Origin of the sequence: Martinezella lusitana (assembly GCF_900094565.1) — a bacterium.
Taxonomy (GTDB): domain Bacteria; phylum Pseudomonadota; class Alphaproteobacteria; order Rhizobiales; family Rhizobiaceae; genus Rhizobium; species Rhizobium lusitanum.
On sequence record NZ_FMAF01000003.1, the window covers coordinates 457,734 to 481,715 of the forward strand.

Consider the following 23,982-nt stretch of genomic DNA (forward strand, 5'->3'; position numbering starts at 1 on the left):
AAATGGGGGGTGAACGCTACTCGTTCATAGCCTTGACGATCTCTTCCGTCACCTTCTTGGCGTCACCAAGCAGCATCATCGTCCCGTCCTTGTAGAACAGGGTATTGTCGATGCCGGCATAGCCGGAGCCGAGGGAGCGTTTGACGAAGAGGCAGGTCTTGGCCTTGTCGACGTCGAGGATCGGCATGCCGTAGATCGGCGAGGCCTTGTCGTCGCGCGCGGCCGGATTGGTGACGTCGTTGGCACCGATGACATAGGCGACATCGGCCTGCGCAAATTCGGAATTGATGTCCTCGAGCTCGAACACCTCGTCATACGGCACGTTTGCTTCGGCGAGCAGCACGTTCATATGGCCGGGCATCCGTCCGGCGACCGGATGGATAGCATATTTCACTTCGACGCCGTGCGCCTTCAGGCGATCGGCCATCTCGCGCAGCGCATGCTGGGCCTGGGCAACCGCCATGCCGTATCCCGGCACGATGATGACCTTTGAGGCATTCGCCATGAGATAGGCTGCATCCTCAGCCGAGCCGAGTTTGACGGTCTTGTCGGAATTATCGGCGCCGCCCGACATGCTTTCACCGCCGAAGCCACCGAGAATGACCGAGACGAAGGAGCGGTTCATGCCCTTGCACATGATGTAGGACAGGATCGCCCCGGAGGACCCCACAAGCGCGCCGGTGATGATGAGCGCCAGATTGCCGAGCGTGAAGCCGATGCCGGCGGCCGCCCATCCGGAATAGGAATTCAGCATCGACACGACAACAGGCATGTCCGCCCCGCCGATCGGCACGATCAAGAGCACGCCGAGCGCCAGCGACAGGACGACGACGGCCCAGAAATCGAAATGGCTTTCGCTTACCGCAAGGCCGATGATGAAAAACACGATCAGGATAAGCAGGGCGGCATTGATGATGTGCCGGTATGGCAGCAGGATCGGCTTGCCGGACATGCGCCCGTCGAGCTTCAGGAAGGCGATGATCGAACCGGTAAAGGTCAAGGCGCCGATGGCCACACCGATCGCCATTTCGATGCGGGCCTCGGTGTGGATGGATCCGATATTGCCGATGCCGAAGGAGGACGGCGTATAGAGCGCCGACGCCGCCACCAGAACCGCCGCCAGGCCGACCAGCGAGTGGAAGCCGGCCACGAGCTGCGGCATCGAGGTCATTGGGATGACACGGGCAATGTAGGCGCCCGCTCCGCCGCCGATGGCGAGGCCGAGAGCGATCAGCACGAAGCCGCCGAAGGACGGCGTCGCCAGCACCAACGTCGTGACGATGGCAATGCCCATGCCGATCATGCCGTACAGATTGCCGCGCCGGCTGGTTGCCGGATGGGAAAGGCCGCGCAGCGCCAGAACGAATAGGACGCCGGAAACCAGATAGAGGAAAGCCGCGATATTGGTCAGCATGCCGCCCTCACTTGTCTTTCTTCTTGTACATCGCCAGCATGCGCTGGGTGACAAGGAAGCCGCCGACGATATTGACCGAAACGAGCACCAGCGCCACGAAGCCGAAGCCCGTGGCCAATCCGCTGGCGGAAATACCGACCGCCAGCAGCGCGCCGACGACGATGACGGAGGAGATGGCGTTCGTTACCGCCATCAGCGGCGTGTGCAGGGCCGGCGTCACCGACCAGACCACATAGTAGCCGACGAAGATCGCCAGCACGAAGATCGCGAACTGGAAGACGAAGGGATCGATCGCCCCGCCGGTTGCGGCGCTGGCCGCCTCAGGCGCTTGTGCCGCAGCGGTCATGACGGCGGTAACGGCATCATTCAGTTGCTGGAGTGCCCGATCCATTGCTTGGCTGGCCATTTCAGAGATCTCCCTTCTTGACCGTCGGCTGGTCGGGATCGACGAAATTCGGGTGCACGACTTCACCGCCATCGGTCAGCATCGTCGCCTTGATCAACTCGTCGGCGCGATTGAGGCCGAGGCTCTTGCTGTCCTTGTCGACCATCGTTTCCAGGAAGGTGACGAGGTTCTTGGCATAGAGAGCCGACGCGCTCGCCGGGATCCGGCCGGCCATGTTGGGATATCCGACCACCCTGACGCCTTCGACATCGGCCACGGCGCCGTATTCAACGCCCTCGATATTGCCGCCGCGCTCGACGGCGAGATCGACCGCGACCGCACCCGGGCGCATGGCCTTCAGCATGTCGCGGCTGACAAGCCGAGGGGCAGGACGTCCAGGGATAAGCGCTGTTGTGATGACGATATCCTGTTTGGCGATGTGATCCGCGACCAGCGCTGCCTGCTTGGCCTGATATTCCCCGGACATTTCCTTGGCGTAGCCGCCGGCGGTTTCGGCGGCCTTGAACTCCTCGTCCTCGACAGCGATGAATTTCGCGCCGAGCGAGGCGACCTGCTCCTTGGCTGCCGGACGCACGTCGGTGGCCGACACCAGAGCACCCAGCCGCCTTGCCGTCGCGATCGCCTGCAGACCGGCAACGCCGGCGCCCATGACGAAGACCTTTGCCGCCGGCACCGTACCTGCCGCCGTCATCATCATCGGCAGCGCCCGGTCATAAACGGCGGCAGCCTCGATGACTGCCTGATAACCGGCAAGGTTTGCCTGCGACGACAGGACATCCATCGACTGCGCGCGCGTGATGCGGGGCATCAGTTCCATGGCGAAGCTCGTCAGCCCGGCGCGCGCCATCTCGACAAGGGCTGCCTCGTTGCCATAGGGATCCATGATGGCGATCACGATCGCGCCGGTCTTGTAGCCGGTCATCTCCTTGCTCGTCGGTCGCCTGACCTTGAGAATGACATCGGCCCGCTTGGCATCCTTCACAGCGCCGATGCGCGCACCGATGGCCTCGTATTCGCGGTCCGGAATGCGCGAGGAAGCGCCCGCACCGGCTTCGATCACGACGTCGAAGCCGAGGCTTCTCATCTTTTTCACTGTCTCGACGGACGCCGCGACGCGCGCTTCCTCCGCCACGCTTTCCTTGGCCACGAAAACCAGATTACCCAACGACAACACCTCGCATCAAACGGCCGCACGCCCAAATGCGGTGGCGTGACAGCCCGCAGAATTACGGGAAGGCTCGAGCCAGATAGGCCCGGCGTCGATCAGCGCTGGAATGTCAGCGCAACAGGATAATGCTGGCGATGGAAAGAACGATGAAAATGAGGACGCCACCGAGGAAGCCGGCATGGCCGAAGAAGCCTGCCGCCATGGCGATCAACAATGCGGCAATGATCGCAGATCCGACCCGGGCGCTCGAGAGGAAAAGATTATAAGTCTTCTCATGCTCCTTGTAGTCCATAGGAGCACCGGTTTCAGCGGGTCCGGTATTATGTTCGGCCATTCAAAAATCTCCCCTCGATGCGCTCCTCCCGAAAGACCCGACAACAGGCGGGCGGTTGGAGTTCGTCCTCAAAAGCCACGGCATCTGGCAAGGAGATGCCGCAGCCGAATTTCCTCTACCGAGGGGTTACACAAAGCGACGAAAAATGCAATGCACGAGAAGGTCGCATCAGTGCGCAGGCTAGCCGAATTGCCCGCGAATATCACGCCGGACGCCGCTTGCCAGTCTCGCGGTCGGCAGAATGGTCAAGGGAGGCGAGCCGGTATCCTCGCCGCGGGAAAACATCATGCGTCGCTCGCAGGGCTCGGAATCGAAGAACGGATATCGCTGCATCAGCTTGCCGCGGATCTCCTTTGATCGAGATGCCAGAAGCGTCAATTCGAAACCATAGGTCTTGGTCATGCGGGGCGGAACGACCGTATCGGCGTAGAACACACGCTTGTAAAAGGCCGCATGCGCCGGACGAATATGCTGCATCACCCTGTCGGTGTCGAAATAGATGGCACCCACGATCGCCGGTCTCAGCGTCAGATAGGGCAAGGCCGGCAATTCCAGCTCGAAATCGGGGTCGACGGCAAAGCGTGCCGGGTCGATCAACGTCATCCCGGCATCGAGGAAGGCATGAATTTCGTCCGGGAAAATGCCGGTTGACTGGCACACGCGATGATCCGGCGTGACATGGTGTATCCGCACCGTGCTCACCAGCTCCTCGTAATAGTAGACGCCGAAGATATAGGCATGGTCGTCGAAGTCTATGTCGTCGATCAGGTTCTTGGCCGCCACGGGCAAGACTGCGTGCGCCTTATAGGCCTTGTAACGCAGCCGCGCGACATCCTCCATGTCCTCGCTGCTTTCAATTCGGCGGTATTCTACGTGATCGAGCACCTCCATCAGCTTGCCGGCAAAGCCGCTTTCTTTAATACTCACATGAGTCATGGTTAATGTTCCGTTATGATTAACGGACCATTATTGGTATTAAGAGAAAAATTGATCAATGTTTGTTTCAAATTTTCATTAACTATTCGTTCATAAAGGTTAATTTTTCAACGAATACCGGTATAGATTCGAATATGATCAGGTTCTGAATATTGCATTACTGCTAACCATGAAGGTGCGCATGCGGCCACCAGAACCATCCTATGAAGGCACAGGCCTGATATTCGTGGAGGCAGTCAGGTGACTGTCAGCTCTGGTCTGATGTGGAAAGAACGACGTGAATGGCATGCACCGGCGGGGCGGTGAGACACGGTCGTTACTATGCGCCTTTCAGGGCAGGTGCTTCAGCGACGCGGTCTGAAAAGCTTCGACCGCCTCACGCGACATTGTCCTGCCGCAGGGCCGGCTGCCGGCGGCTGAGGCTGTCGACCATCTCGACGACTTGTTCGCGCGACACGGGAACAGAGAACACATAACCCTGGATGATGTCAGCCAGGTTCTTCTCAACGACTAGCGCCAGTTGCTCGAGCGTCTCCACACCCTCGATCACGATGTGGAGGCTGAGGGCGCGGGAGAGATCGACGATGCCGCACAGCAGCTTGAAACGACGGCTGTCGGTCGTGATGTCGCGGACGAAGGAGCGATCGATCTTGACGACATCCACGGGCAGCGAATCGAGATAGCTAAGGCTGGAGAAGCCCGTTCCGAAATCATCGATGGCGACCGTGATGCCTCTGGCACGCAGATCGGCAAGAATGGACCGGACTGTCGCCACCTCGTCCATCAGGCAGCTTTCCGTGACTTCGAGATGCAACCGTGACGGCTCCAGCCCCGATGCTTCCAGTGCATCCATGACGATATCGACGATGTCGTTGCTGCGCAGATCCTGTGCCGAGAGGTTGACCGACACCGACACTGGCGCTGGCCATGAAACGCAATCCCGACAGGCCTGGTTGATCATGAAGCGGGTGATACCGCCAACGATGCCCATCTCCTCGGCGATCTGCACGAAGATGTTGGGAGGGATGGAACCCTTCTCCGGATGAATCCATCGCGCCAGAGCTTCGCAGCAATCGATGCGGGAGCCATCCGGCGTGAACATGGGCTGATACACCGCCTGAAGGCGGCCGGCTTCCACCGCCTCGCGCAGATCCTCCTTCAGCCTTTGCCGCTCGACGTAGCGCGCATCCATCTCCTCTTCGAAGGCGGTGCAGCCACCCTTCATCCGCAGCTTGGCATCGAACAGCGCCAGGTCGGCCTTGATCTGCCATTCCTCCGAGCGAAATTCGCGGCTCGACATGGTCACGTAACCGCCGCTGAAGGAAATCCGAAAGCTGTTGCCATCCACATCGTAAGTGCCCGTCACCGCGGCATGCAACGCCTGCACGCAGCTCCCCACGTCCGACGTGCCATCCTCATTCGGGAAAAACAGCACGAACTGATCGCCCACCAGACGCGCGGCAAGCGCCGTGGTACCGGCAAGCTCCTTCAGACGCTCAGCGATGGCGACCAGCAGACGGTCTCCGGTCACATGCCCCTTGGTGTCATTCACATGTTTAAAGTCGTCGACATCGAGAACCAGGATGCCGATCTGGCTTTCTCTGGTGCGAGCGGCAAGCTGCTCCTTGACCAGCTCGACGAAATATTCACGGTTCGGCAAGCCCGTCAGCGGGTCGTAGCGCACCATATGCAGGATCTTGCGCTCCGCCCGGATACGCACTGTCACATCCTCGAAGATCAGGATGACGACACCGTCGGCGCGACGGCTGGCCGCGAACTCCAGAAACTGATCCTCATTGAACTGAATGAGCGTGCGGGAGAGCGAACCGCTAACGAGTTGCGCCATCTGCCGCTGGATCAATCCAGGCAAGGAGCCGTCGATGAATGCATGACGCGCACCATACCGCAGCACGACGTCGAATTCGCAATCCTTCAGCTGCTCCTGATGTGTGAAATTCAGGAGTTCGCATGCCTTGCGATTGACCACGAGGATACGGTTATGGGCATCCAGCATGAACAGGCCATGCGTCATATTATTGAGCGCGGTGTCGAACCGGTCGGCAATCTGCGATATCTCGCGCGACGCGATGACATTCTTATAGAGAAACTCGCGCACGCCGTTTGCCATTGCGCGCGTCGTCAACCCGAAGGGAACGAGCATGATGGAAACGATCGCCTTATAGAGCTGTTGCGACATCAGGCAGGCGATGATGATCGGCAGGCAGCATGCCAGGGTCTGGAGGTCGATCGCTTTCTGGGAACCATAGTTGCGGCCGACGATCGACACCATCGACGCCATGGTCACCGCGATGCAGATGAATTCAGCCAGCGGATCCTGCACGATCAGGATGGCATAGCCGCTGCCGATGCCGAGAATGGACGCGGTTGCCGCAGCACCAATCACATAGCGGGTTTCCCAACGAGCGATATCGGCACGCGCGAAGCTGTGCTTGTCGGCGGCATCGAATAACCAGAAGGAGTACATGCGTAACGCAAAGACAGCGGCAAAAGCCAGGCACAGAACGAGATATATATTTGCACGCGTACTCAGGAAAACGACGACGTATGTCAGGATGTGAACGAACACCCCCGTAAACAGCGTTTTACGGTTTCCGAAAAGCGAACTGACGAACGACAGATAGACATCTGTCGGTACGGTGTCCGGGCTTGGAGGCTTCATTCAGAGTTCCCCTGATGCGGCGGACACCCTAGGTGAAACGTTTTAAAATTTGATTGCCCAAATAGGATGCATCCGGGCGAATTTACCAATCATGCCGGTAACTTACGCTGATTTAAAGTTGCGCACCACATCGTATTCGCGCATTCACCTAACGATTACTCTACCCGCGATATATGTTTCAAGTCACTCATGAAAAGCAGAGTATTACCGAGGCTTAAACAACGTCGATCAAAGTTTGCCCGCCCGCTGCTGGATCATCATGAACGTATCGAAAGTATATTCCGAGAGCTGCATCCAAAGATAGGCATCCTTTTTATAGGCTACCTGATCCTCATAGATACGTTTGAAGTAGGCGTTCGACTTTGAAAGATCGGCGTACAATCCGCTGGCCGCCTGAAAACAAGCTTCCATGATCTCTTGGCTGAAAGGACGAAGCGTCACGCCCTGCTGCACGATATCCTTCAGCGCGTGGGGGTTCTTGACATCATATTTCGCCAGCATGTTGGTGTTGGCGAAGGCACAGGCATCGGCCAGGATCGCCTGATAGTTTTTCGGAAGCGCGCCCCATTTTTCCAGATTGAAGAAGGCGTGCACGACAGCACCGCCCTCCCACCATCCGGGATAATAGTAGTATTTGGCGATCTTCTGCAGCCCGAGCTTCAGGTCGTCGTAGGGGCCGACCCATTCGGCGGCATCGACCGTGCCCTTGTCCAGCGCGTCGTAAACGCCACTGACGGCAATGTCCTGTTGCGGTATCACGCCGATCTTCTCGATCACCTTGCCCGCAAGGCCCGCGATGCGCATCTTCAAGCCCTTTAGATCATCCAGCGTATTGATTTCCTTGCGGAACCAGCCGCCCATCTGCGCCCCGGTATTACCGGCCGGGAGGCCCATTATGCCTTGCGTGGCATAGAACTCGTTCATCAGTTTGTTGCCGTCGCCCTGGTAGAACCACGCATTGGTAAGCCGGGCATTCAGGCCGAAGGGAATGGCCGTGCCAATGGCGTAGGTCGGGTCCTTGTTCCAGAAATAATAGGAACAGGTGTGCGCGGCATCGACCGTGCCGGCGCTCACCGCATCGGCAGCCTGCGCGCCAGGCACGATTTCGCCGGCTTCATAGGTCTGGATGACGAAATTGCCGTTTGTCGCGTCGGAAACATGCGCGGCGATATCCTCGGCACCGCCGTAGATCGTATCCAGGCTCTTCGGAAAGGACGATGTCATCTTCCAGGTGATCTTGGGATATTCCTGGGCCAGGGCCGGGCTCGCAAGCGCGGAGGCGGCAGCACCCGCGCCAACTGCTCCTGCCCGCCTGATGAAGGAACGGCGATCCATTGAAATCTCCCATACGGACGGCATTGCTGGGGAACGACGTTCCCGGTCATGGCGCAAGGCATGGAACTAACCACGCCGCACACGGTCTTTCAAGTTTGCTTTCGCATCGCATTATGGCGATTCCTGTACATCCTCATGACGAACGGAAACAAAGCCTTATCGAAACCGCTCCGCGTTGCCGGCCGCGCGCTCTTCGCGTAGATTTGCAGCAGGGATAATCCGCCCTCGGATTGACATCATGATCATTCAGGGGTCTCAACGAATAATCGTTTCGCATCTTCCGGAGCCTTGAATGTCCAGACCGATCATCGCCATTCCCGCAGATATCCGCGAGTTCGACGGCGCGACCTGGCATGCGGTGCAGCAACAATACGTCCAGGCCACCGTCAAGGCTGCGGGACTGATGGCGCTGATCGTCCCGGCGCTGGAAGAAGAGAATGATGCGGACGCCATTCTGGACCGCGTCGACGGACTGCTCGTCTCCGGCTCTGCCAGCAACGTTAATCCATCGCTCTATGGCAAAGAGGCTCTTGAAAGCGACGGTCCTTTCGATCCGGCACGCGATGCGACATCTTTGCCGCTCATCCGCCGGGCCATCGATCGCGCCATTCCCATGCTTGCCATCTGCCGCGGCATTCAGGAACTGAACGTCGCCCTCGGCGGCACGCTTGCAAGCGAGATCCACGAACAGCCGGGCATCTGGGACCATCGCAAGCCGCAGGATGTCGATCGCGATACGATGTATTCCATCCGCCAGAGCGTTTTCGTCAAGGACGGCTCCTGCATCGCCCGCGTCATCGGCCCGGGCGAAGTGCGGGTCAACTCGCTGCATCGTCAGGCGATTGCCGATACGGCCCCGAGACTGCAGGTAGAGGCTCTGGCCGAAGACGGCACGATCGAAGCCGTCTCCGTCATCGGCGCGAAGGCCTTTGCCGTCGGCGTGCAATGGCATCCGGAATATTGGGCGGAAACGGACTCGCCGTCACGCAAGCTCTTTGTGGCATTCGGCGACGCCGTGCGCGACTATGCTGCGAGCAAGGAGCGGCTCGTCGCCGCTTCTCATCAGCAAAAAGCCGTTTGATCAGCCGCGCGGCTTGACCGGAGTTTCCGGCACCGGCGTCAGCGGCTTGCCCTTTTCGAACCACTCGATGATGTTGTCGGCGACGAGATCGGCCATAGCGTCGCGTGTTGGCACAGAGGCGGAAGCCACATGCGGCAATAACGAAACGTTCGGCAGCGTGAGATAGCCGGCCGGAACATTAGGCTCGTCGTAAAACACGTCGAGGCCCGCGGCGCCGAGCGTTCCGTTGCCGAGTGCCGCGATCAGGGCGTCGTCGTCGACGGACCAACCGCGACCGACATTGATGAACACGCCTCGCGGTCCAAGCGCCGAAAGGATCTCGGCATTGATCACCTTATGCGTTTCCGGCGTCTTAGGCACGATGGAGATCAGCGTATCCACCGATTGAGCCATCTCCTTCAGGGTCGGATAGTAGTCGTAGGGCAACGAGTCGCGCGGCGAGCGCGTGTGATAGCCGATCTTCACCTTGAACGGCTCAAGCCTTCTCGCGATCTCCAGGCCGATGCGGCCGAGACCGTAAATGCCGACTCGGCGTCCCTTCATCGAGAAGGGCGAGAGCGGAAAGGCACCATCCTTCACCCAGCGCCCATCGCGCAGCCAGCTTTCCGCTTTCGGAAATTGCCGCAGCGTGTTCAGCAGAAGAGCGATCGCCGTGTCGGCAACTTCATCGTTCAGGACATCGGGCGTGTTGGTGACGACGATCCCCTTCGAGGCGGCATGCTTGACGTCGATGCCGTCATAACCGACGCCGAAATTGGCGATGACTTCGAGATGCGGAAAGGCATCGATCCAGGCGGCATTCACGCCACCGGCGACCGCAATGCCGCGCACACGCGCCGCGACGTCCGCATCGACCTGAGGCCCATCGGTGCGATCGACGGAGACGACCTCGAATTGCTTCCCAAGCCTTTCAAGAACACGCGGGTGTATCTTCCCCGGAACGAGGACGGTAGTGCGATTATCGGACATGGATCTTCCTCTTGAGAAACGGTTCGGCGCTACTGGCGAGCTTTGTAGGGCGTCGTCGACTGGCGGATGCGCATTTCCGGCTTGATGAGATGAATACCATCCGGCTCATGGCTTCCCGCTAACCTATCCAAAAGTGCTCGCGCTGCAAGCCTTCCGACCTCGGCCTGGCCGTTCCACACAGTGGTCAGCGCAGGCGTTGCGATCGCCGCCTCCTCCAGGTCGTCATAGCCGGTGACCGAGATGTCCCGTCCCGGCACGAGACCCGCGCGGGAAATGCCGTTCATGAGGCCGATGGCGACCAGATCGTTCCAGCAGACCGCCGCGGTCGGCTTCTGCGGCAGCGACAGGAAATGCACGGCTGCCTCGAAACCGCCCTGCTTGGAGCGCGCGCCGGGAATGCGCAGATCGGGATCGACTTCGATGCCCGCCTTGCGCAGCGCATTGACATAGCCCTGATAACGGTCGCGCCCGGTCGAGGTCTGGTCCGTGCCGCCGATCATGGCGATGGTGCGATGACCGAGGCTGATCAGGTGATTGGTCGCAAGCGAAATTCCGTAGCTGTCGTCGCCGCGAAAGGTCGGCAGATCCAGCGCCTCGATCTGGCGCGCCACAAGAATGGCCGGCATGCCGTTTTCTTCCGCCAGCTCGAAATCTTCAGGCGGCGTTCCAATCGCCGGCGACATGATGACACCGTCGCCGCCGAGCTGCAGCAGCGTCTCGATGAAGGTCCGCTGCTTCTCGACCGAATCATAATGGTTGGAAAGGATGAAGGTGTGGCGGCTGCGGTCGAGCTCGCTTTCGATCGCCTTGAGGATTTCCCCGTAAAAGGGGTTCATGATGTCGTGAACGACGACGCCGATGATCCCGGACCGCGATGTCCTGAGACTGGCCGCGCGACGGTTGTAGATATAACCCAGCGCGCGAGCCTGATCCTTGATCTTTTCGCGCGTGTTGGTCGCGACCAGCGGACTGTCGCGTAAGGCTAAGGATACCGTTGCTGTTGAAATGCCAAGCGTTTCCGCAATCGTCGAAAGCTTTATCTTTTGCGCCACGCGCACCCTCCCCGTGAAACGCAGCCATATTCACATTCCGTCGTTTAACGATTCCGGAATTTAAAATATTTAATTAAAAGGTTTAATCACGTCGTGCAACTTGAATTCTCGGGGATTCTCAAAATTCGTCTTCGTCCTCGTCGTCATCGCCGGCCTGGAGATTGCTTTCGATCGCCTTGAGCAGGCGCACGAGCGAGCGGATGTCCTTCTCGGAGAAGCCGCGTGTAGCGAGTTCGTCACAACTGGCCGCCGAGCTTTCGATCTCGCTGACGCTGTTGCGCCCCGTTTCGGTAAGATAGACCTTGGTCAGTCGGGCATCCTCGGCATCCGGCCGCCGCTCGACGAAGCCCTGCGCCTCCATGCGGCCGATCGTACGTGTCATCGTCGGCGCCTTGACGCCGAGCTTCTGCGCCAGCGATCCGGCGGGTAAGCCGTCGCTTGCCGCGAGCGCGAGAATGACGCCATCCTGCCCGGCATAAAGACCGCTCGCCGTAAGGCTCCGCGTTATCACCGTACGCATCGACCGCGCCGCCTGCGTCAATGCTGGCGACAGATCGGCAAGCGTGTAGTCGCGGTGATCCTTCTTTTTACCTGACTTACTTTTCTTCCCGACCTTGTTCTTCTTACCCATCGTGATTCCGTTGACCTTTTCGCCGATGCGCCATCACGCTATGACATTGCGCAGGTTATTGACATAAACAAGAGGCACACCCTCAGATGGCGCATCCTTTGCCATGTTTCGACGACAATGATGGGACATTGACGCCGCGGGAACGGGCAAACTGGATCGCCGTGCTGCCGCTTGGCGCCTATGAGCAACACGGCCCGCATCTGCCCTTCGAGACCGACACGCTGATCGCCGAAGGCATCGTCTCGCGTCTGAAGGTTGCCCTGCCCGCCAACTTACCCGTCACCTTCCTGGCCGTCGAGCCTGTCGGCTACTCCGTCGAGCATATGGACGTCGCCGGTTCGAAGACCCTGGCCTTCGACGAAGCCATCAGCCGCTGGCTCGGCATCGCCGAGCGGATGAGCGGGCTCGGCATCCGCAAACTCGTCATGCTCAATGCCCACGGCGGAAACTCACCGCTCATGACCATCGTCGCGACGGAAGCGCGCATGCGCTTCGCCATGCTGGCGGTGGCAACCAGCTGGACCCGCTTCGGCATTCCGGACGGACTGATCGCGCCTGATGACAAGGCCATCGACATTCACGGCGGCGATATCGAGACTTCTGTCATGCTTGCCCTGCATCCTGAAAAAGTCGATATGTCGAAGGCTGCGGATTTCCCATCCCTGCAGTCCGACTATATGGAGCGCTTCAAGCACTTGCGAGCCTATGGGCCGCATGCATTCGGCTGGAAGATGTCCGATCTGAGCACTCAGGGTGTCACCGGCAATGCTGGCGCCGCCACAGCGGAAAAAGGCGAAAGGCTGATTGCGCATGCGGTGCAAGGGCTTGTCGAACTGCTTGAGGATGTCGACAGCTTCGATGTGACGACGCTGACTTGACCAGGCGACCCAATCTCCTGATCCCAAACCTAATGTGATCTTATAACATACAAAAGCCTTTGAACTGACGCTGCCAACTCCTTATATGGAACCCGATCAATGTCCGCTCCCCGGGGCAACCTTCCATATTTCGAGGCTCCCATGACCGAAACAGCCACGCAAAAGCCCATTCCCGTTACCGTTCTCACCGGCTATCTCGGCGCCGGCAAGACGACGCTGCTCAATCGCATCCTCTCCGAAAACCACGGCAAGAAATACGCCGTCATCGTCAACGAGTTCGGCGAGATCGGCATCGACAACGACCTCATCGTCGAGTCGGATGAAGAAATCTACGAGATGAACAATGGCTGCGTCTGCTGCACGGTGCGCGGCGACCTCATCCGCGTCGTCGAGGGCCTGATGCGCCGCCCTGGCCGCTTTGACGGCATTATCGTCGAAACGACGGGCCTTGCCGATCCGGTTCCCGTCGCCCAGACCTTTTTCATGGACGACGACGTCCGCGCCAAGACCGAACTCGACGCCGTCGTTGCGCTTGTCGACGCCAAGCACCTTCCGCTGCGCCTGAAGGACAGCCGCGAGGCCGAAGACCAGATCGCTTTTGCCGACGTTGTCGTCATCAACAAGTCCGATCTCGTATCGCCGGCCGAGCTGGCCCAGATCGAGGACATCGTCCGCGCGATCAACCCGGCCGCCCGCGTCTACAAGACGACCCGCTCCGGCGTCGACCTCGCCCGCGTGCTGAACCAGGGCGCCTTCAATCTGGAACGGGCTCTCGAAAACGACCCGCATTTCCTCGAGCACGGCCATGACGACCATGTCTGCGGCCCGGATTGCAATCATGACCATCACGACCATGATCACCACCATCATGGCCACGACCATCACCACCATGATCATGACCACCATAGCCACGCCCCTTCGCCCATCCACGACGTGACCGTGCAATCGGTGTCGCTGCGCGGCGGCGAGATGAATGCGGAGCGCTTCTTCCCCTGGATCCAGAAGATCACGCAGACTCAGGGGCCGAACATCCTGCGCCTCAAAGGCATCATCGCCTTCAAGAACGATCCGGAGCGCTATGTCGTCCAAGGCGTGCACATGATCATCGAGGGCGACCATCAGCGTGCCTGGAAGGATGGCGAAAAGCATGAGAGCCGCCTGGTCTTCATCGGCCGCGAACTCGACCGCGAAAAGCTGGAAGCAAGCTTCAAGGCTTGCGAGGCGTCTGCCTGATGCCGACTGTCGCTCCGCTTGATATCGACGGCCACGTTCTGGCCGTCGAATTTTTAGGGGACACCCCCTTCTTCGCCAGCGCCGCCGGCGCAGTTCATCGCCTGGAGGGTGGAGACAAGGTCACCGAGGCCCATCGGGGCATGCTGACCTGCATTCGCGATCCCCATAGCGACAGCCTGATTTCCGGTGGCGAGGACGGTAAAGTCCTGCGGATTGCGGCCGATGGCAGTGTGACGGTTCTGGCCGAGGTCCCGCGCAAATGGATCGGGCAGATTGCCGCCGGTCCGCAGGGTGCGGTGGCCTACTCCTATGGAAAGAGCACCTTCGTGCGGCTGTCCGACGGCACGACGAAGGAGTTTCCGGAAGAACGCACGGTCGAGGGCATCGCCTTCGCTCCCAAGGGCTTGCGCATCGCCGTCGCCCGCTACAACGGCGTGTCGCTTCACTGGGTCGGCATGAGCGCGCAGCCGGTCAATCTGGAATGGAAGGGCGCCCATACCGGCGTCACCTTCTCGCCGGACGGCCAGTTCATCGTGACAACCATGCAGGAAAACGCCCTGCATGGCTGGAAGCTGGATGCCAAGCCAGGCGCCGAAGCCAGGCACATGCGCATGACGGGCTATCCCGCCAAGGTGAAATCCCTGTCCTGGTCCAACAAGGGCAAATGGCTCGCCTCTTCCGGCGCGCCGGCGGCGATCGTCTGGCCTTTCCAGGGCAAGGACGGACCGATGGGCAAGGCGCCGCTCGAGCTCGGCACCCGCGCCAACATCATGGCGACCTCGGTGAAGTTCCACGCCGCCGAGGATATTCTCGCCATCGGCTTCATCGACGGCATGATCCTGGCGGTCCGTCTTGGCGACGCCAAGGAAGCGCTCTTGCGCCGGCCGGGCAAGGGTGCGATCACATCGATGAGCTGGAGCAAATCCGGCAAGCTGCTCGCCTTTGCCTCCGAGGCCGGCGATTGCGGCGTCGTAGACGTTTCCGGTTGAACAGAAAGACAGGATCATGCCTCAGTCGGGAACGGCAATTGCCGGAAATACCCCTGCCCCAGCCGAAAACGTCTGGGATGTGATCCGCCGCGAGGCCGCCGAACTCGCTGAGCGCGAGCCGACGCTCGCCCCGCTGCTGCGAGCGCAGATCCTGGCCAGCCGCTCGGATGCAGACAGCCTTGCCAATGTGCTCGCCGCACGGCTTTGCGTCGTCCGGATCGAGCACGACGATCTGCTTTCGCTGCTGTCCGGCGTGCTGGCGCGGCATGTCGCAATTCTGCAAGCGACGGAGGCCGATCTCGTCGCCGTGCGCACCCGCGATCCCGCCTGCACGACCTATCTGCATGCGCTTTTGAATTTGAAGGGCTTTCACGCCCTGCAGACCCACCGCATCGCCCATGCGCTCTGGACCGAAGGCCGCACCGAAATCGCCAGCTGGCTTTCCAACCTCGTCTCGCTCGTCTTCGGCCCGGATATTCATCCGGCGGCCAGGATCGGTTCTTCCATCATGCTCGATCATGGCTCCGGCATCGTCATCGGCGAGACAGCCGTGATCGAGGATGAGGTTTCCATCCTGCAGAACGTCACGCTTGGCGGCACCGGCAAGGAAAGCGGAGACCGGCATCCGAAGATACGCCACGGCGTGATGATCGGCGCCGGCGCCAAGATCCTCGGCAACATCGAAGTCGGCGCCTTCAGCAAGGTGGCGGCGGGCAGCGTCGTGGTGAAGCCCGTCCCACCCCACTGCACCGTTGCCGGCGTCCCGGCCACGGTGGTGCGCATCCACCCAGCCGACGAGATCCCGGCGGAAACGATGGATCAGAATATCTAATTCTAGTTTCCGAGCCATCGTGGCCACCCGTCCTTCGAGGCTCCGCCCCCTCTTCGACAGGCTCAGGGGGCTGCGCACATCGGGATAAGGCGGGGTGAGTTCGGAGCCACGACAAACGATTGAGCCTTCTTTGCCTCCAAGTGGGGAAGAACTAGCCCTCATGGTGAGGGGGCCCAAAGGGCCGTCTCGAACCCCGAGGGCGGGTGATCAGCTGCCTCCCCCGCCCGTGACATAAGGTAGCATCGCCAGCGCCGTTATGTCTCGCCAGCATACAAACCTCTCGGTCATCTCAGCAAAATCAGCTGCCCAGCCGCACCCCTTACGCGGTGCAATCCTCCTCCCCTTCATGGAACTGTCATACTCCGTTGATAGCTCGAAAGAGTTCTCTATGCCCGGCGCGGCGCAACAAGCGCCGGAGCAATGCCCCCACTCGAAGAGGATATGACGATGACCAGTCTTTCGCGTCGCGCCGCCCTTGCAGCCGGCAGCGCGCTTACCCTTATTTCGCTCTGTTCCACCGCCGGCGCCGCCGATATGGCGCCCGCGCCGAATACCGCAACGCCGATCAAGCACCTGGTGGTTATTTTCCAGGAAAACGTCTCTTTCGACCATTACTTCGCGACCTACCCCAAGGCCGCCAACATCGCCGGCGAGCCGGAATTCAAGGCCGCCGACAACACGCCGACCGACATCAACACGCTGGCAAATGCGGGCCTGCTGGACAACAATCCGAACAAGACCAACACGGCGAACGGCGCCGACGCCGCAGCCCCCTTCCGCCTCGATCGCACGCAGGCGGCCACCCAGTCCCAGAACCACGGCTATACTGCCGAGCAGGCCGCCTATAACAATTTCGCCATGGACCTCTTTCCGGCCAATACCGGCAGGGGCACCAAGGGTGCGGCCGGCGCCTTCGGCACGAAGGGCCAGGTCATGGGCTATTATGACGGCAACACCGTCACCGCCCTCTGGAATTACGCTCAGCATTACGCACTGAACGACAATTCCTTCTCTACCAACTTTGGCCCCTCGACCCCCGGCGCCCTGAACCTCATCTCCGGCCAGACCAACGGTGCCATCCTGCCGCCCGGCTACGCGCTGGAAAGCGACGGCACCTATTCGAAGGGGCGCATCGTGCCCGATGGCAGCGGCGGCTGGACCGCGATCAGCGATTTCGACCCGACAGGCGACGTCTGCTCGACCGGCCAGACGGCCCTGATGTATGGCAAGAACATCGGCGACATGCTGAACGAGCACAAGATCACCTGGGGCTTCTTCGAAGGCGGCTTCGACCTGACGTTGACCAACCCCGACGGCACGACCGGCTGCAAGCGTGCGACCACCTCGACCGTCACCAAGGTCAACTACACGGACTACATCCCGCATCACCAGCCGTTCCAGTACTACGCCTCGACCGCCAATCCGACGCATGCGCGCCCGTCCTCCGTGGCCGCGATCGGCACCACGGACGCCGCCAACCATCAGTACGACACAACCGACTTCTATGCGGCGCTGAAGAACGGCAACATGCCGGCCGTCAGCTTCCTGAAGGCGCCTGCCTATCAGGACGGCCATGCCGGCTATTCCGACCCGCTCGACGAGCAGGAATTCGTGACCCAGGTGGTCAACACCGTCCAGGACTCGCCGGACTGGAAGGACACCGCCATCATCATCCTCTACGACGACTCCGATGGCTGGTATGATCACGCCCATGCAGTCGTCAATCCGTCCAAACTCGGCGTCAAGGGCTATGACGTGCTGACCGGTGGCGACAGCTGTTCGACCGGCACGCCGCTGCCCGGTGTCAACGGTCAGCCGGCCCAGGGCCGTTGCGGCTACGGCACGCGTCAGCCGCTGCTGGTCATCTCGCCCTACTCCAAGGTCAACTTCGTCGATCACACGCTGACCGACCAGACCTCGGTCATGCGTTTCATCGAGGATAACTGGATGGGCGGCGCCCGCCTTGGCGGCGGCTCATTCGATGCCATCTCCGGCTCGCTGAAGGCCATGTTCGACTGGTCCAAGGGCGATACGCCGAAGCTGATCCTCGATCCGAAGACCGGCAACCAGGCCTCTTGATGCACAAAGGGGGGGACGGAAATGCCCTTGCAGATCGACCGCCGTCTCCTGCCCTTCATCGCACTCGCGGGCCTATCGCTCGCGAGTGCGGCCATTGGCGCGGCAAGCAAGCCGGTCGCCAATGCTGCCGCCACGGACGGCTATGACAGCCCGGCGCCGCTGAGTGCCGTCGCCCAGCTCGGCAAGCAGCTCTTTTTCGATCCGACGCTATCGGGCGGCGGCCAGATGTCCTGCTCCACCTGCCACGATCCCGGCAATCATTATGCGCCCGCCAACGATCGCGCCGTGCAGCTCGGCGGCCCGCATCTCGACCAGCCGGGCATCCGCACCGTGCCGAGCCTCGCTTACAAGATGTCGACGCCTTCCTTCTCGGTCGGGGCTGAAAGCGCTGCCGACGAGGCTGCCGAAGCCGCGCCGATGACCGAAGCTTCAGGCGTAGCACTCGCCAACGCGCCGGCGGCCATAGCCGGGCCGCTGACGGCGCAAGCCGTCGTCAAGGCCGATTCGACCGCTCCGGATCTAGTGCCGCAAGGCGGAATGTTCTGGGATGGACGCGTGGATTCGCTGGAAGAGCAGGCTTTGCAACCGATGATCTCACCGTTCGAAATGGCGAATGTGGATGCGGCCACCGTCTATGCGAAGCTGAAGAAAGGCTACGGCAAGGACATCTCCGCACTCTTCGGCAAGAATATCCTCGACGATCAGGACATGACAATCGCCGAAATCGGCTTCGCCCTTGCCCGCTACCAGATCGAGGAGCCGTCCTTCCATCCCTATACGAGCAAATATGATTATTACCTTCGCGGCAAGGCCGTGCTCACGGATGCGGAAGCACGGGGATTGAAGCTGTTCGATGATCCGAACAAGGGCAATTGCGCCTCGTGTCACCTCGACAAGATGACCGGCGACGGACAGATGCCGAACTTCACGGATTTCGAATTCGAAGCCCTGGGAGCGCCGCGCAATCCGGCCATTCCGGCCAATGCCGATCCGAACTACGACGATACCGGCATTTGTGGCCCGCTGCGCAATGACACCTATTCCGCCCAGCCGCAGAATTGCGGGCTGTTCAAGACGCCGACATTGCGCAACGTCGCCGCTCGCCACGTCTTCTTCCACAATGGCGTCTATCGCACGCTCGAGGACGTGACGCGCTTCTACGTCAAGCGCGACACCAATCCTGAGGAGATCTATCCGAAGGATGCCGGTGGCAAGGTGATGAAATACAACGATCTGCCTGAGCAGTACCGGGCCAATATCGACGTCATCGACGCGCCGATGAACCGCAAGCTCGGCGACGCACCGGCGCTCAACGACGTCGAGATCGCCGATGTCATCGCATTCCTGAAGACGCTGACGGACGGTTACGACCCTGCGAAGGAAAGTGTGAAGGCGGCGAATTAAGCCGCTTTTTCAACGGCTTCTCCGGGCTGGGTCTGAAACTCGACGCGATCCCGCCCGTTGCGCTTGGCGCGATAAACGGCTTCGTCGGCTCTTTCCAGGAGCCGTTCGAGGCTGTTGCGGCCCTCGGCAATACCGATCGACAAAGTCGGCGAGACCTGTAGGTCGCTTTCCCGCGACATGGCATCGGCGAAGGCTGCACGAATGCGTTGCGCCAGTCGCACCGCCTCGTCCGCCGTGGTGTATTCGACGACGAGCACGAATTCATCCCCGCCCTGACGTGCCACGATCCCTCGGACGCCAAGCTGCGATTTCGCCACCTGCACGAAGAGACTGAGGATGCGATCCCCCACCGCATGGCCATGGCTGTCGTTGAGCGTTTTGAAATGATCGATGTCGATCAGGAACACGGCAACGGGCAGCCTTCCGGCCAGCCGCGTATAGGCGCTGGCAAGACCGCTGCGGTTCATCGCGCCGGTCAGAGGATCGTGATGGGCAAGCTCGATCAGCTTGTTGCGGTTGCGTTCGGAAGCCATCAGAACAATGGTAATGCCGCGCAGGCAGATGAAAACCGCGGCCGTCAGCGCCAGCCATTGATCGCCGCTGGGTTTGTCGAACAGGCCGTCGCCATCCAGCCGGCCCAGGAGGGCAAGCGTTGCCCGTCCCGCAAAGATCAACGATGTCGGGGCAAAAAGGCCAACGAGGATCCAGCCGGAAACCAAAGTCTCGCGCCGGACAAGCCTGTATCCCTCGCGCATGATCGCGAGATCACAGAAACTGAAGACGAAGGAGAGATAGGCGATGCGCGGCAAATAGCTGGCGCCGTCATCGAAAACGAGAAACAAGGGCAATGAGCCGATGGCGATGACGGCAGCATAGCCCCGTAAATTGATGTGTTTTCCGGCAAAGATCTTGATAGCCGCGAGCAAGGCTATGTAACCCGCCAGCGTCAGGCTGTTCGCCACGCCGACCGTTATGAAATCCGGAGCGATATCGCGCAAGGCAACGCCGAGAGAGCCAAGGCCCAACAGCACATTGCTTCCGCCCCACCACAGAGGCCAGCGTTCGAACCGTCCCGTCGCAAACGCGAGAAGCTGCACGCAGCCCAGCACAAGACAAGCGAAACCACAGACAACATAGATCGTCCGCAGATCCAGCACCATGATGACGTCGTCCCTTGTCGACCCTCTGAGAGTTCGAGGATACGACAGGCCGCTTGCGGTTCTCTTAATTCAACATAGCAAATTGAGGCTGTCTCGCTGCGGTTTGCGAGGCAGCCTCGCATCTCAGGCGGCTCTTGCGACAGGCGGCTGGGCCAGCTTGCGACCACTGGCGACGATCATGCCGGCAGCGCCGTTGAGCCAGCCGTCCTTCAGTTCGAGGGCGAGGAAGCGCTCGCGCTGGAACGGGCCTGGCATCACCAGATGGCGGGTCTTTTCGGCAAAGAAGCCGAAACGCTCGTAATAGGGTGCATCGCCGACGAGCAGGATGGCGCCATGGCCGCGCTTCTTGGCTTCCAGGATGGCGGCGCGCATCAGCGCCGAGCCCATACCCTTGCCTTCATACGCAGGATCGACGGCCAGCGGACCGAGCAGCAGCGCATCGACCGGACGGGTCTCGCGATCGACGCCAGCTTCGACGTTCCATAGGCGAACCGTGCCGATGATGTGGCCGGTGCGATCGCGCGCGACCAGTGCCAGACCTTCGGCCGGAACGCGGCCCCGGCGCAGCTTTTCCGACGACTTCTTGCGGCGGTCGGCGCCCATGGCGCGATCGAGCAGATTTTCGCGAGCAACGACGTCGCCTGCGTTTTCCAGGTCGAGTGTGAAAGTAGTGGGCGCAAAGAATGCGCGGACAGAATCAAGAACAGCGGCCATCTCGGCCTCCCGTTGCCCAATACCGTTATCAGCGGTGGTGACAAATAATTGTGAGGGTGCCGCCCCGGCTGATTACGGGGTCGGCAAAGTCAGACCTTAGATGATGTAGGCCTTCAGCGGATCGAAACCGTTGAACGCCACAGCCGAATAGGTCGTGGTGTAGGCGCCGGTGCCTTCGATCAGGACCTCGTCGCCGATGGTGAGCGTCACCGGCAGCGGATAGAGGTTCTTCTCGTAGAGCACGTCAGCGGAATCGCAGGTCGGGCCGGCGATGACGCAGGCTTCCATCTCGTCGCCGTCGCGCTCGGTGCGGATCGGGTAGCGGATCGCCTCGTCCATGGTTTCGGCGAGACCGCCGAACTTGCCGATGTCGAGGAAGACCCAGCGAGCGGCATCATTGTCCGACTTCTTCGAAATCAGGACGACTTCAGCCTTGATCACGCCGGCATTGCCGACCATGCCGCGGCCCGGCTCGATGATCGTGTGCGGGATCTGGTTGCCAAAATGGGCGCGCAGAGACGCAAAGATCGCCTTGCCATAGGCTTCGGCAGACGGAACGTCGCGCAAATACTTGGTCGGGAAACCGCCGCCCATGTTGACCATCTGCAGGTGGATGCCCTGCTTGGCCAGCGAGACGAAGACGCGCTTGGCATCGGCAAGAGCCGCATCCCAGGCATCGACCTTGGTCATCTGCGAGCCGACGTGGAAAGACACGCCGTAGGATTCCAGACCCAGCTGATGGGCATAGACGAGCACGTCGACAGCCATCTGCGGGACGCAGCCGAACTTGCGCGACAGCGGCCATTCGGCGCCTTCGCCATCCGTCAGGACGCGGCAGAACACACGGGCGCCGGGAGCGGCACGCGAAATCTTCTCGACTTCCTCGTGGCTGTCGACGGCGAAGAGGCTGATGCCGAGCGCATGCGCACGGGCGATATCGCGCTCCTTCTTGATCGTGTTGCCAAAGGAGATGCGAGCAGCCGTCGCACCGGCGTCGAGCGCCATTTCGATTTCGGCGACGGACGCGCAATCGAAGTTGGAGCCGAGGCTTGCGAGCAGGCGCAGCACTTCCGGAGCCGGGTTGGCCTTGACGGCATAGTAGATGGCGCTGTCCGGCATGGCATGACGAAAGGCACGAAAATTGTCGCGGACGACATCGAGATCAACCACCAGGCAGGGACCGTCCGGACGTCGGGTAGCGAGAAAGTCGCGAATACGTTGCGTGGTCATGTCAATTCCCTTTCAATTCCAATAGCTCCGGGGAAAACCCAGAGGACAAAGGGCGACGCTCATTCGCTCAGGAACCAGCCGGTGGAGACCCCGGTACCGTGCAAATGCGCGAAGCGCGAATGATGAACGAGTGCCGCAAGCGGCGCTAATTCGCTTTGTCTGCCATGGATTGGAGGGATTATCCCAACCGCACTTCCGGCAATGAAGGTGTGCCTCTTCAGTAACCCCGGCTGATGGAAAGCCGGGAGAGAACAAAAAGGCCCGCACCGTCGTTGCTTTAGATGTCCTCGCATTTTTCGGTTGGCCGAAATAGCGACTGGAGGGGTTAGTTCCAGGTACCTTACCGATTTTCTCACCACATCGAGGATCGGCGGACACCCACGGGCACGTGCGACTTTGGGCTGATCGGGAAATAGGTATATTCGCCGTCATAATCAAGAAAATTTTTCACCCGCGTCCTAAAAAAATAATTGAACAAACCGGCGGGTTTTGTTCAACATCCGGCAACAATTAACGGGAGACTTCACCATGGACACGTTGACCCGGATTCGCGCCTTTATCGACGTGGTCGAAGCCGAAGGATTTTCAGCGGCCGCGCGCAAGACCGGCCGCTCCAAGGCGCTTCTCTCCAAATATGTCCGTGAGCTCGAAGACGAGCTCGGGGCGCTGCTGCTCAACCGCACCACCCGCCAATTCTCCATGACCGAAGCCGGCCACACATATTATCGCACCGCCTCCGACATCCTGAAGGAGATCGACAATCTCGCCGACCTCGTTCGCGAGAACAACCAGCAGCTCAAGGGACGGCTGCGCGTCTCGGTGCCGCGCACCTTCGTCGATGCCGAGGTCGGGCAATCACTGATCGATTTCGCCAAGGAAAATCCCGACCTCGCACTGGAAATCGCCGCCGACGACCGTTTCGTGGATCTGATCGAGGAAGGCTTCGATGTGGCCGTCCGCATCACAAAGCTCGAGGATTCCGGCATGATCGCCCGCAAGATTTCGGATTTCCGCGTGCATCTCTGCGCAACCCAGGAATTCCTCGATCGCTATCCGGCCTTGGAGCACCCGACCGATCTTGCACGAGTGCCTTTCATCATCGACAGCAACAACCGTTCGCAAGGCAATATTCGCTTCGTCGATGCCGACAGTACCACCTTCAACGTCGCCATCACCGGCACGCTCGAGGTCAACAGTCCGCATGCGACTTTGCGAGCTGCCCTGAACAGTCTCGGCGTTGCCGTCGTTCCGGATTTCATCGGTCGCAAGGCGATCGAAAGCGGCCAATTGTTGACGCTGTTCAACGATTATCTTCCGACCGATCGCGGCATCTATGCGGTCTATCCGCATCGCCGCTATCTCCCGGCCAAGGTGCGTATGTTTGTGGACTACCTGCATAACTGGTTCCGCAAGAATGGCTGAGCGGCGCAGACGGGCCGGCCGGTCCCAATTCCGTC

General features: G+C 60.3%; 21 protein-coding genes. 8 read left to right on the forward strand and 13 right to left on the reverse strand.

The features are described from left to right. Positions 1 to 16 precede the first annotated feature (16 nt). The 7 genes from GA0061101_RS08605 to GA0061101_RS08635 form a co-directional block, all read right to left on the reverse strand. Complete coding sequence (locus GA0061101_RS08605) at positions 17 to 1,411, reverse strand: NAD(P)(+) transhydrogenase (Re/Si-specific) subunit beta (protein ID WP_092573548.1); 1,395 nt, start codon at positions 1,409 to 1,411, stop codon at positions 17 to 19. A gap of 10 nt (positions 1,412 to 1,421) precedes the next feature. Beyond that, complete coding sequence (locus GA0061101_RS08610; RefSeq protein ID WP_037196341.1) at positions 1,422 to 1,820, reverse strand: proton-translocating transhydrogenase family protein; 399 nt, start codon at positions 1,818 to 1,820, stop codon at positions 1,422 to 1,424. Between the two features lies 1 nt (position 1,821). After that, the gene (locus GA0061101_RS08615; protein ID WP_037196340.1) at positions 1,822 to 2,985 is read right to left on the reverse strand and encodes a Re/Si-specific NAD(P)(+) transhydrogenase subunit alpha; all 1,164 of its coding nucleotides are present in this window, start codon (positions 2,983 to 2,985) and stop codon (positions 1,822 to 1,824) included. 112 nt (positions 2,986 to 3,097) lie between these two features. Continuing rightward, positions 3,098 to 3,322 carry an aa3-type cytochrome c oxidase subunit IV gene (locus GA0061101_RS08620; protein WP_037196339.1) on the reverse strand — a complete coding sequence of 75 codons (225 nt, stop codon included), beginning with the start codon at positions 3,320 to 3,322 and terminating at the stop codon, positions 3,098 to 3,100. A 180-nt stretch (positions 3,323 to 3,502) separates the two neighbouring features. Beyond that, on the reverse strand, positions 3,503 to 4,258 hold the full coding sequence (locus GA0061101_RS08625) for an N-acyl amino acid synthase FeeM domain-containing protein (protein WP_037196338.1): 756 nt from the start codon (positions 4,256 to 4,258) through the stop codon (positions 3,503 to 3,505). A 376-nt stretch (positions 4,259 to 4,634) separates the two neighbouring features. After that, the gene (locus GA0061101_RS08630) at positions 4,635 to 6,938 is read right to left on the reverse strand and encodes a putative bifunctional diguanylate cyclase/phosphodiesterase (RefSeq protein ID WP_092573472.1); all 2,304 of its coding nucleotides are present in this window, start codon (positions 6,936 to 6,938) and stop codon (positions 4,635 to 4,637) included. 228 nt (positions 6,939 to 7,166) lie between these two features. Then, positions 7,167 to 8,273: a TRAP transporter substrate-binding protein gene (locus GA0061101_RS08635; RefSeq protein WP_037196336.1), complete on the reverse strand. Its 1,107-nt coding sequence runs from the start codon at positions 8,271 to 8,273 to the stop codon at positions 7,167 to 7,169. 292 nt (positions 8,274 to 8,565) lie between these two features. Here GA0061101_RS08635 and GA0061101_RS08640 point away from each other — a divergent pair, with 292 nt between their 5' ends. Beyond that, entirely contained in the window at positions 8,566 to 9,354 is a 789-nt protein-coding gene (locus GA0061101_RS08640; RefSeq protein ID WP_092573473.1) for a gamma-glutamyl-gamma-aminobutyrate hydrolase family protein, read from the forward strand. On the opposite strand, the gene GA0061101_RS08645 is transcribed toward GA0061101_RS08640, so the two are convergent. The 3 genes from GA0061101_RS08645 to GA0061101_RS08655 all read right to left on the reverse strand — a co-directional run bounded on the left by GA0061101_RS08645 (position 9,355) and on the right by GA0061101_RS08655 (position 12,006). Next, positions 9,355 to 10,323 (reverse strand): 2-hydroxyacid dehydrogenase, encoded by a 969-nt coding sequence (locus GA0061101_RS08645; RefSeq protein ID WP_092573474.1) that lies wholly within the window; start codon positions 10,321 to 10,323, stop codon positions 9,355 to 9,357. A 29-nt stretch (positions 10,324 to 10,352) separates the two neighbouring features. Beyond that, positions 10,353 to 11,375, reverse strand: coding sequence for a LacI family DNA-binding transcriptional regulator (locus tag GA0061101_RS08650; RefSeq protein ID WP_037196333.1), 1,023 nt, complete (start codon positions 11,373 to 11,375; stop codon positions 10,353 to 10,355). Between the two features lie 118 nt (positions 11,376 to 11,493). Beyond that, positions 11,494 to 12,006: a MarR family winged helix-turn-helix transcriptional regulator gene (locus tag GA0061101_RS08655; RefSeq protein ID WP_037196332.1), complete on the reverse strand. Its 513-nt coding sequence runs from the start codon at positions 12,004 to 12,006 to the stop codon at positions 11,494 to 11,496. A gap of 86 nt (positions 12,007 to 12,092) precedes the next feature. Here GA0061101_RS08655 and GA0061101_RS08660 point away from each other — a divergent pair, with 86 nt between their 5' ends. The 6 genes from GA0061101_RS08660 (at position 12,093) to GA0061101_RS08685 (ending at position 19,421) form a co-directional block, all read left to right on the forward strand. Continuing rightward, positions 12,093 to 12,884: a creatininase family protein gene (locus GA0061101_RS08660; RefSeq protein ID WP_092573475.1), complete on the forward strand. Its 792-nt coding sequence runs from the start codon at positions 12,093 to 12,095 to the stop codon at positions 12,882 to 12,884. A 141-nt stretch (positions 12,885 to 13,025) separates the two neighbouring features. Next, positions 13,026 to 14,117 carry a CobW family GTP-binding protein gene (locus tag GA0061101_RS08665; RefSeq protein ID WP_092573549.1) on the forward strand — a complete coding sequence of 364 codons (1,092 nt, stop codon included), beginning with the start codon at positions 13,026 to 13,028 and terminating at the stop codon, positions 14,115 to 14,117. After that, complete coding sequence (locus tag GA0061101_RS08670) at positions 14,117 to 15,106, forward strand: WD40 repeat domain-containing protein (RefSeq protein ID WP_092573476.1); 990 nt, start codon at positions 14,117 to 14,119, stop codon at positions 15,104 to 15,106. The genes GA0061101_RS08665 and GA0061101_RS08670 overlap by 1 nt, the downstream gene beginning before the upstream one ends. Positions 15,107 to 15,119: 13 nt before the next feature. Beyond that, positions 15,120 to 15,938, forward strand: coding sequence for a serine O-acetyltransferase (cysE, locus tag GA0061101_RS08675; protein ID WP_376774238.1), 819 nt, complete (start codon positions 15,120 to 15,122; stop codon positions 15,936 to 15,938). A 447-nt stretch (positions 15,939 to 16,385) separates the two neighbouring features. Beyond that, a complete protein-coding gene (locus tag GA0061101_RS08680; protein WP_037196582.1) occupies positions 16,386 to 18,017 on the forward strand; it encodes a phospholipase C in 1,632 nt (543 codons plus the stop codon). Between the two features lie 21 nt (positions 18,018 to 18,038). Next, entirely contained in the window at positions 18,039 to 19,421 is a 1,383-nt protein-coding gene (locus GA0061101_RS08685; RefSeq protein WP_037196328.1) for a cytochrome-c peroxidase, read from the forward strand. On the opposite strand, the gene GA0061101_RS08690 is transcribed toward GA0061101_RS08685, so the two are convergent. From GA0061101_RS08690 to odc2, 3 genes are all read right to left on the reverse strand, one after another. Further along, on the reverse strand, positions 19,418 to 20,581 hold the full coding sequence (locus GA0061101_RS08690) for a GGDEF domain-containing protein (protein WP_092573477.1): 1,164 nt from the start codon (positions 20,579 to 20,581) through the stop codon (positions 19,418 to 19,420). The genes GA0061101_RS08685 and GA0061101_RS08690 overlap by 4 nt on opposite strands. A gap of 123 nt (positions 20,582 to 20,704) precedes the next feature. Then, on the reverse strand, positions 20,705 to 21,295 hold the full coding sequence (locus GA0061101_RS08695; RefSeq protein WP_037196326.1) for a GNAT family N-acetyltransferase: 591 nt from the start codon (positions 21,293 to 21,295) through the stop codon (positions 20,705 to 20,707). A 96-nt stretch (positions 21,296 to 21,391) separates the two neighbouring features. Beyond that, on the reverse strand, positions 21,392 to 22,525 hold the full coding sequence (odc2, locus tag GA0061101_RS08700; RefSeq protein WP_037196325.1) for an ornithine/lysine decarboxylase: 1,134 nt from the start codon (positions 22,523 to 22,525) through the stop codon (positions 21,392 to 21,394). 528 nt (positions 22,526 to 23,053) lie between these two features. Here odc2 and GA0061101_RS08705 point away from each other — a divergent pair. Beyond that, positions 23,054 to 23,947: a LysR family transcriptional regulator gene (locus GA0061101_RS08705; RefSeq protein ID WP_037196324.1), complete on the forward strand. Its 894-nt coding sequence runs from the start codon at positions 23,054 to 23,056 to the stop codon at positions 23,945 to 23,947. Positions 23,948 to 23,982: the final 35 nt, after the last annotated feature.

What these genes read in the sequence shown, in the direction of transcription:
- GA0061101_RS08680 (WP_037196582.1), top strand. Translation starts at nt 16,386, where the DNA reads ATGACCAGTCTTTCGCGTCGCGCCGCCCTTGCAGCCGGCAGCGCGCTT.
- GA0061101_RS08620 (WP_037196339.1), bottom strand. Translation starts at nt 3,322, where the DNA reads ATGGCCGAACATAATACCGGACCCGCTGAAACCGGTGCTCCTATGGAC.
- GA0061101_RS08690 (WP_092573477.1), bottom strand. Translation starts at nt 20,581, where the DNA reads ATGGTGCTGGATCTGCGGACGATCTATGTTGTCTGTGGTTTCGCTTGT.
- GA0061101_RS08670 (WP_092573476.1), top strand. Translation starts at nt 14,117, where the DNA reads ATGCCGACTGTCGCTCCGCTTGATATCGACGGCCACGTTCTGGCCGTC.
- GA0061101_RS08695 (WP_037196326.1), bottom strand. Translation starts at nt 21,295, where the DNA reads ATGGCCGCTGTTCTTGATTCTGTCCGCGCATTCTTTGCGCCCACTACT.
- GA0061101_RS08660 (WP_092573475.1), top strand. Translation starts at nt 12,093, where the DNA reads ATGGCGCATCCTTTGCCATGTTTCGACGACAATGATGGGACATTGACG.
- GA0061101_RS08635 (WP_037196336.1), bottom strand. Translation starts at nt 8,273, where the DNA reads ATGGATCGCCGTTCCTTCATCAGGCGGGCAGGAGCAGTTGGCGCGGGT.
- odc2 (WP_037196325.1), bottom strand. Translation starts at nt 22,525, where the DNA reads ATGACCACGCAACGTATTCGCGACTTTCTCGCTACCCGACGTCCGGAC.
- GA0061101_RS08655 (WP_037196332.1), bottom strand. Translation starts at nt 12,006, where the DNA reads ATGGGTAAGAAGAACAAGGTCGGGAAGAAAAGTAAGTCAGGTAAAAAG.
- GA0061101_RS08685 (WP_037196328.1), top strand. Translation starts at nt 18,039, where the DNA reads ATGCCCTTGCAGATCGACCGCCGTCTCCTGCCCTTCATCGCACTCGCG.
- GA0061101_RS08630 (WP_092573472.1), bottom strand. Translation starts at nt 6,938, where the DNA reads ATGAAGCCTCCAAGCCCGGACACCGTACCGACAGATGTCTATCTGTCG.
- GA0061101_RS08610 (WP_037196341.1), bottom strand. Translation starts at nt 1,820, where the DNA reads ATGGCCAGCCAAGCAATGGATCGGGCACTCCAGCAACTGAATGATGCC.
- GA0061101_RS08665 (WP_092573549.1), top strand. Translation starts at nt 13,026, where the DNA reads ATGACCGAAACAGCCACGCAAAAGCCCATTCCCGTTACCGTTCTCACC.
- GA0061101_RS08640 (WP_092573473.1), top strand. Translation starts at nt 8,566, where the DNA reads ATGTCCAGACCGATCATCGCCATTCCCGCAGATATCCGCGAGTTCGAC.
- GA0061101_RS08625 (WP_037196338.1), bottom strand. Translation starts at nt 4,258, where the DNA reads ATGACTCATGTGAGTATTAAAGAAAGCGGCTTTGCCGGCAAGCTGATG.
- GA0061101_RS08645 (WP_092573474.1), bottom strand. Translation starts at nt 10,323, where the DNA reads ATGTCCGATAATCGCACTACCGTCCTCGTTCCGGGGAAGATACACCCG.
- GA0061101_RS08705 (WP_037196324.1), top strand. Translation starts at nt 23,054, where the DNA reads ATGGACACGTTGACCCGGATTCGCGCCTTTATCGACGTGGTCGAAGCC.